The 5,772-nt window shown below is 54.6% G+C and carries 5 protein-coding genes, 2 tRNA genes and 1 pseudogene; 4 read left to right on the top strand and 4 right to left on the bottom strand.

Features of this window, described 5'->3' with window-relative positions:
* Positions 1 to 75 precede the first annotated feature (75 nt).
* The 4 genes from ACEQU8_RS14260 to ACEQU8_RS14245 form a co-directional block, all read right to left on the bottom strand.
* A tRNA-Cys gene (locus ACEQU8_RS14260) sits at positions 76 to 149 on the bottom strand.
* A 73-nt stretch (positions 150 to 222) separates the two neighbouring features.
* Positions 223 to 298, bottom strand: a tRNA-Gly gene (locus tag ACEQU8_RS14255).
* A gap of 166 nt (positions 299 to 464) precedes the next feature.
* Complete coding sequence (gene queC, locus ACEQU8_RS14250) at positions 465 to 1,169, bottom strand: 7-cyano-7-deazaguanine synthase QueC (RefSeq protein WP_370264482.1); 705 nt, start codon at positions 1,167 to 1,169, stop codon at positions 465 to 467.
* A 115-nt stretch (positions 1,170 to 1,284) separates the two neighbouring features.
* Positions 1,285 to 1,968 carry a response regulator transcription factor gene (locus ACEQU8_RS14245; RefSeq protein WP_370264481.1) on the bottom strand — a complete coding sequence of 228 codons (684 nt, stop codon included), beginning with the start codon at positions 1,966 to 1,968 and terminating at the stop codon, positions 1,285 to 1,287.
* Between the two features lie 414 nt (positions 1,969 to 2,382).
* Between ACEQU8_RS14245 and ACEQU8_RS14240 the strand changes: the two genes are divergently transcribed.
* From ACEQU8_RS14240 to ACEQU8_RS14225, 4 genes and pseudogenes are all read left to right on the top strand, one after another.
* A complete protein-coding gene (locus tag ACEQU8_RS14240; protein WP_370264479.1) occupies positions 2,383 to 3,021 on the top strand; it encodes an RNA polymerase sigma factor in 639 nt (212 codons plus the stop codon).
* A 9-nt stretch (positions 3,022 to 3,030) separates the two neighbouring features.
* Positions 3,031 to 3,447, top strand: coding sequence for a hypothetical protein (locus tag ACEQU8_RS14235; protein WP_370264478.1), 417 nt, complete (start codon positions 3,031 to 3,033; stop codon positions 3,445 to 3,447).
* 16 nt (positions 3,448 to 3,463) lie between these two features.
* Positions 3,464 to 5,386 carry a peptidase domain-containing ABC transporter gene (locus ACEQU8_RS14230; protein WP_370264477.1) on the top strand — a complete coding sequence of 641 codons (1,923 nt, stop codon included), beginning with the start codon at positions 3,464 to 3,466 and terminating at the stop codon, positions 5,384 to 5,386.
* Positions 5,386 to 5,772: pseudogene (locus ACEQU8_RS14225) on the top strand (hypothetical protein); the annotation flags it as partial. The gene ACEQU8_RS14230 and the pseudogene ACEQU8_RS14225, both read left to right, overlap by 1 nt.

Raw genomic sequence — 5,772 nt, 5'->3', positions numbered from 1 at the left:
CCTTTTACGGTAAGCGACGGATTTTAAGTCCGTTGTGTCTACCAATTTCACCACCCGGGCCGATGGAAATTCAACTGGAGGCGGGGGTCGGAATCGAACCGGCGTACACGGAGTTGCAGTCCGCTGCATGACCACTCTGCCACCCCGCCAAGGGTTGTGCCTATTGCATTTAGGCACTGCAGACAAGGAAAAGGGGAAGTGTATCACTTCCCCTTTGGAATTTGGAGCGGGAAACGAGGCTCGAACTCGCGACCTCAACCTTGGCAAGGTTGCGCTCTACCAACTGAGCTATTCCCGCGTTTCTTAACTGCTTGTCGCCGTCAAGAGAACGAAATTATAGCAGCAAATTTTTGACTGTCAAATGCTTTTTCAAAAAAATTTATGCAAACAAAGTTTTGCTTAAAATTTGAGCAAACCCAAGGTGGGCGCGGCTTACACGCCTGCGGGCTGCCTGCTTTGGCAAGCTATTGATTGCTTTGGGAAATGTAGTTTTTCCACCCATTTTTGCGCAACTCACAGGCGGGGCATTGGCCGCATCCATAACCCCAACTGTGCAGCGTGGATCGGTCGCCTGTGTAGCAGGTGTGGGTGTTCTTCAGCAAAATATCGATTAATTTGCTGCCGCCCAAGGTTTCGCCCAATGTAAAAGTTTCGGTTTTGTCGATCCACATCAAAGGAGTTTCAAACCGGAAGCTACTGGCCATGCCCAGGTTGGTGGCGACTTGCAGAGCTTTCAATGTGTCTTCGCGACAGTCGGGGTAGCCAGAAAAATCGGTTTGGCACATGCCGCCCACCAGTGTACTCAAGCCGCGTCGGTAGGCCACTGCGGATGCGATCAGAAAAAAAACCAGGTTGCGCCCGGGCACAAATGTGTTGGGCAGGCCGTTTTCTGACAATTCGATACGACGCTCCTCAGTAAGCGCGCAGTCCGAGATCTGCCCCAACCAACCCAGGTCGATCACTCGATCTTCCCCAAGCTTGTTGCCCCAGGCCGGGAACTGCTGCTTGATTTGCTCGATCACCTCGAGCCGGCACTGCAATTCAATGCGGTGACGTTGCCCGTAATCGAAGCCGATGGTTTCCACGTGATCAAAGTGGTGTAGGGCCCAAGCCAGGCACACGGTGCTGTCTTGTCCGCCCGAAAATAGGACGAGTGCTTTTTTGTTCATGTTCTGCCTGGCTGGCAAGCGGTGTAAATACCTGTAGGGGTCATATTGTACGCGCCAAAGCAAAACCCCCGCACTGCGGCGGGGGTTCTGGAGGTGAAAGCCTGGCAGTTGTTCCTTAGTTGGCCATGCCCGCCGAGATGGCGTACTTTACCAATTGCACGCTAGAGTCCAAGTTGAGCTTTTGCAACAACCGGGCGCGGTAAGCGTCGATGGTGCGTGGCGATACCTTCAGCAGCTCGGCAATCTCGCGGCGCGGGCGGCCTTGGGCGATCAAAGTCAGCACCTGGCGCTCGCGGCGGGTCAGCTGGGCTGTTTCGTCCTGGTCGTTGAATTCGTACATTTGGCTTGGGCGCTCGTTGCGCTCTGGCATCGCGCTCGCGCCACTGCGGGCATTCACCAGTTCGGGGGCCACGTAGCGCACGCCTGTGGCAACGGTGTCGATGGCCTCGCGAAGCGTTTCAACCGAAGACTGCCGACCCACGCATGCCCATACACCGGGTTTGAATGCCATGGCAAGAATGTCTTGGGCCGTGCCTTCGCAGACCAGTACCACGCGGACATCGCTGTAATTTTCCCCGATGTGGCGCACCACAGGTTCGCCGTGGTTGTTGTTGCGCTCAATGGTCACCACAACGATGCGCGTCTCTGCGCTGGCCAAATGGTTGTCGATTTCGTCAATCGTGGTTCGGTTGGTCACAAACATGGGCTGCAAGCTGACGGTTCGACCGCCGGTGTGCATTGGGGCGCCCACGTCACGCTGAACCGGTTGTCTACCGCTCAAGCCTTTGTCGTTTTTCATAATCCCACCCATGTGTGTCTGGCTTGGCCAGCTCGGTCCTAATGTCATGTTGACGCCCCGTTTAAGTGTGTTTTACTGGGTTTTACGCAGATCTGAAGGTTTGTACTTAAGCCTGAAGTTTTTGGATTCAAAGACATGTAAGCAAAGTGATTGCTTTAAAGGAAATTCAGGTATTCAAGGAAGGTGAGCTCTGTAAGCAAAAAGATTACAAAGGCTGGTTAGTCATGATAAGTTTTGTTAGTATCCCTACACTTGGGGATTACCAATATGTGATATCCCCCTATGTTGGGTGGCCCATTCGGCGGTTTGAGCAGTAAAACTTGGCCTTTTTGACGGACGCTTGCGTCCCGCTCGACGGTACATTGCTATTAGAAACACTGTTCAAACTGACGCTTCGTCTCGGGGAATGCCAAGTTGAGAGAAGAACTAGCCGCTTTGATTGAACGGATCGCCAATCGCGACCGCAAGGCATTTGAGGAGCTTTATCGGCTGACCTCTCGCAAAATGTTCGCCGTGGCGCTGCGCATTGTGCGAGAGCCCGGCATGGCTCAGGATGTGCTGCAAGATGCGTATATTCGCCTATGGCGTTATGCGCATACCTTTAATAACGCATTGTCTGCCCCCGAAACCTGGTTGCACCAAGTGGTTCGCAATCGGGCGCTCGATTTGATTGCCCAGCAGGGCCAAACAGTGAACTCCATTCCGCTGGACCATTTTGCGGATCAGGAAGAAGGGGTCGAGGATTCTTTGCTGGATTCTCATTCGGCCAGCAGCGACGAAAGCGAAAACACGCGCCTGATGCAGGCCTGTGTGCAGCGCCTTGAAGGAAAGTACCGGCAGGTGCTGACCTTGGCCTACAACCACGGCATGAGCCATGCAGAGATTTCTGACCACCTGAACGTTCCGTTGGGAACAGTTAAAACTTGGGTGCGCCGTGGCTTGATCGAATTGAAGACGGTGTACGACGAATTCCAATCGGAAGGACTGGCTGCCTTGGTGGCAGACAACAGCAAGCGCAGAAAAGACGCTGAACAATCCGGATACCCAGCCTGAGGAGGCGACATGACTGAGGACGACAAAAACTGGTTGGCAGCAGACTACGTACTGGGCGTGATGCGTGGCGCCGAACGAAGCGCTTTTGAGCAGCAGCTTAAAACAGACGCCTCTCTGGCCAAACGTGTGCTGGATTGGCAGACCCGCCTGAGCTTGATCGATTCTCAACCTCAGGTGTTGCACGCCAATATGAGCGAGGCAGATCTGGATTTGGCACTCTCTGGCGTATTTGATCGAGTGTGCAAAGCCATTGATAAGCAAGAGGCCTCCGCCTCACCTTTGAGCAACCCCTTGGCCCGCCTTAGTAAAGAGCAGCTTGCGGGTATGCGCCCTGCGGTGGTTCGTTTGGTGGCGTCTTACCTGGTGCTGCTGGAACGCTTAAAGGCGCAGCAGTCCAGGCTTGCAGCCTCTGCTGGTGCGGCCTAGCGCCTGGGATGGTTCAATGTCAGTTAAATATCTGTTCAAAGAACGTCTTGAAGCCCTTTGGAATTTTGGCCTAAAGAACGATTCAGAGCCTGGGGACCCTGGCCAGCACGACCCAGCGCCTCAAGCTAACCCACGCACGGTGCAGGGTGTAATTCGAGCGGCGTTGCCCTTACTCAAGCGCGCAGCCTTACTGTCTATCTTTGTTAACCTGGTGGCCTTGTTTCCCGCTGTGTTCTCTCTGCAGGTGTACGACCGGGTCATTTACCGCTCCGGGCTGAATACTCTCACCGCGTTGTTAATTGGCATGGCCATATTGTTGGCGGCTGATTTGATTTTGCGTTCCTTCCGCGCCCGCGTGTTGAGGGTGGCGGCAGTAAAGATCGATGGGCAAATCGCCAGCAAACTCATGAACAAAATCCTGGCGATTCCCTTGCGCCAGTTGGAAGCCCGCTCCACGGCGGGCTGGTATGCCTTGTTTAAAGATGTGGACACCGTGCGTGTGGTGTGGAGTGGCGCGGTGGCCATGACCATCCTGGATTTGCCATTCGCCATTTTGGCCATCGGTTTGATTGCCACCATCGCATTGCCAGTGCTGCCGGTGGTGCTGGTAGGCCTTGCTTGTTTGGCGGCTCTGTCATGGTACAGCGCTGGGGAATTCCGCAAGCGCCGAGTTGAGGAGTTTGCCCGTGCAAGGCGCCGCGATGAGGTGTTGGCCGAGGTTTGCCGTGGTCGCGAAGCCATTAAATCTCTTGTTCAAGACGATTCGGCCAAGCGGGCTTGGGTGTCCAGCTACAACGCCTGGGTGCAAGAGTCTTTCCAGAAAAACGGCGAAATGGAAGACCAGCGCGAGTTGGCCATGACCATCATGCTGTGCGTGAACGTGGCCATCACCGCGGTGGGTGCGTATGCCGTGATCAACCAGTGGATGACCGTGGGTGGGTTGATTGCCTCCAATATGTTGGCCAGCAAGGCGATTGGGCCACTGGCCTCACTCAGCGGTCACTGGCGCTCGATTGCAAATTCACGCGAGGCCACCGACCGCCTGAACAAGGTGTTTGCCGCCGATGAGGAAAAACAGCACACCGGCATGAACTTGCCCATGCCCTCTGGCGCTTTGCGGCTTGAAAACGTGAGCTATCAGCACGTTGGGGCTCAAAAAGAAGTGGTCAAGCAGGTGTCGGCTCAAATTGGCCCGCGTGGTATTTATGGTTTGGCTGGCGACAACGGTGCAGGCAAGTCCACGCTGCTGAAGTTGTTGCGGGGTCTGTATGAGCCGCAGTCTGGCCGCGTGCTGTTGGATGAATACGATTTGTCGCAGTTTTCACGCCAAGAACTGTCTAAATGGATTGGCTTTTTGCCTCAAACTTCGCAGCTTTTTGAAGGCACGATTGTAGAAAACCTGCGTCGCTCCAATCCGGATGCCAGCGATGAGCAAATTTTGTTGGCCGCCAAGCGTTCGGGGGCTCACGAATTCATCGCCAAATTGCCCGATGGTTACATGACCCAAGTGGGCGAGGGCGGTAACAGGCTCTCCGGTGGGCAGCGCCGAAGGGTAGCCATTACACAGGCGTTTTTGTCTGATGCGCCGGTGCTTTTGCTGGATGAGCCCACCAACGATCTGGATTTTGCGGCTGAGACCCATTTGATGGCTGTATTCAAGAGCCTGTCCACGGTTAAAACGATTGTGATGGTGACCCACTCAGTGCGCCTTATGTCGATTTGCGACAAAATCATTTACCTGGACAAAGCCTCCAAGTTGCACGTTGGCGCCACGCCTGAAATGCTCAAACTGTTGTATGGCATTTCTGTGCCCAAGCCTGTGCCCGCAGCGCCCAAGCAGCCAGCGCAGGTTGCGGATGCCAGCGGCAAAACAAGGGAAGGGGAAACCCAGCCCGGTGATTCCAACAATGCGGTGGGCGGCAAAGCCGCTCAAGCCTGATGAGTGAAGGCAATTCCATGGGTAAATCTGGCAACGCTTTGGCCGAAGTTGGCAAGAATGATTTGAAGGTCAATGAAGTGCCTTCAATTTACAAACCGTCTGGAGGTGGCTTCGACACCAAGAGCCGTGTGGCTTTGGGAATGATTGCGCTGTCCTTGTTTGCGTCGCTGTTTATTCGCGTTGATCAGGTCGTAACGGCGCCGGGCAAGGTGATTCCCTCCACGCGCGTTAAAAGCGTTCAACACTTGGAAGGCGGTATTGTTCAGGAGTTGGCCGTGAAAGAAGGCGACTTTGTGAAAGAAGGCGCGGTGTTGGTTCAGTTGAACCTGGCCACGTCGGGCATCAACATTGAAGAATTGAAAAGCCGCAGCGCTGCACTGGAGAGG

The organism is Limnobacter sp., from assembly GCF_964228395.1.
Classification (GTDB): Bacteria; Pseudomonadota; Gammaproteobacteria; order Burkholderiales; family Burkholderiaceae_B; genus Limnobacter.
Note: the sequence above shows the minus strand (reverse complement) of the source record. Positions and strands in the feature narration are given on the sequence as shown.

What these genes read in the sequence shown, in the direction of transcription:
- ACEQU8_RS14245 (WP_370264481.1), bottom strand. Translation starts at nt 1,968, where the DNA reads ATGAAAAACGACAAAGGCTTGAGCGGTAGACAACCGGTTCAGCGTGAC.
- ACEQU8_RS14235 (WP_370264478.1), top strand. Translation starts at nt 3,031, where the DNA reads ATGACTGAGGACGACAAAAACTGGTTGGCAGCAGACTACGTACTGGGC.
- ACEQU8_RS14230 (WP_370264477.1), top strand. Translation starts at nt 3,464, where the DNA reads ATGTCAGTTAAATATCTGTTCAAAGAACGTCTTGAAGCCCTTTGGAAT.
- queC (WP_370264482.1), bottom strand. Translation starts at nt 1,169, where the DNA reads ATGAACAAAAAAGCACTCGTCCTATTTTCGGGCGGACAAGACAGCACC.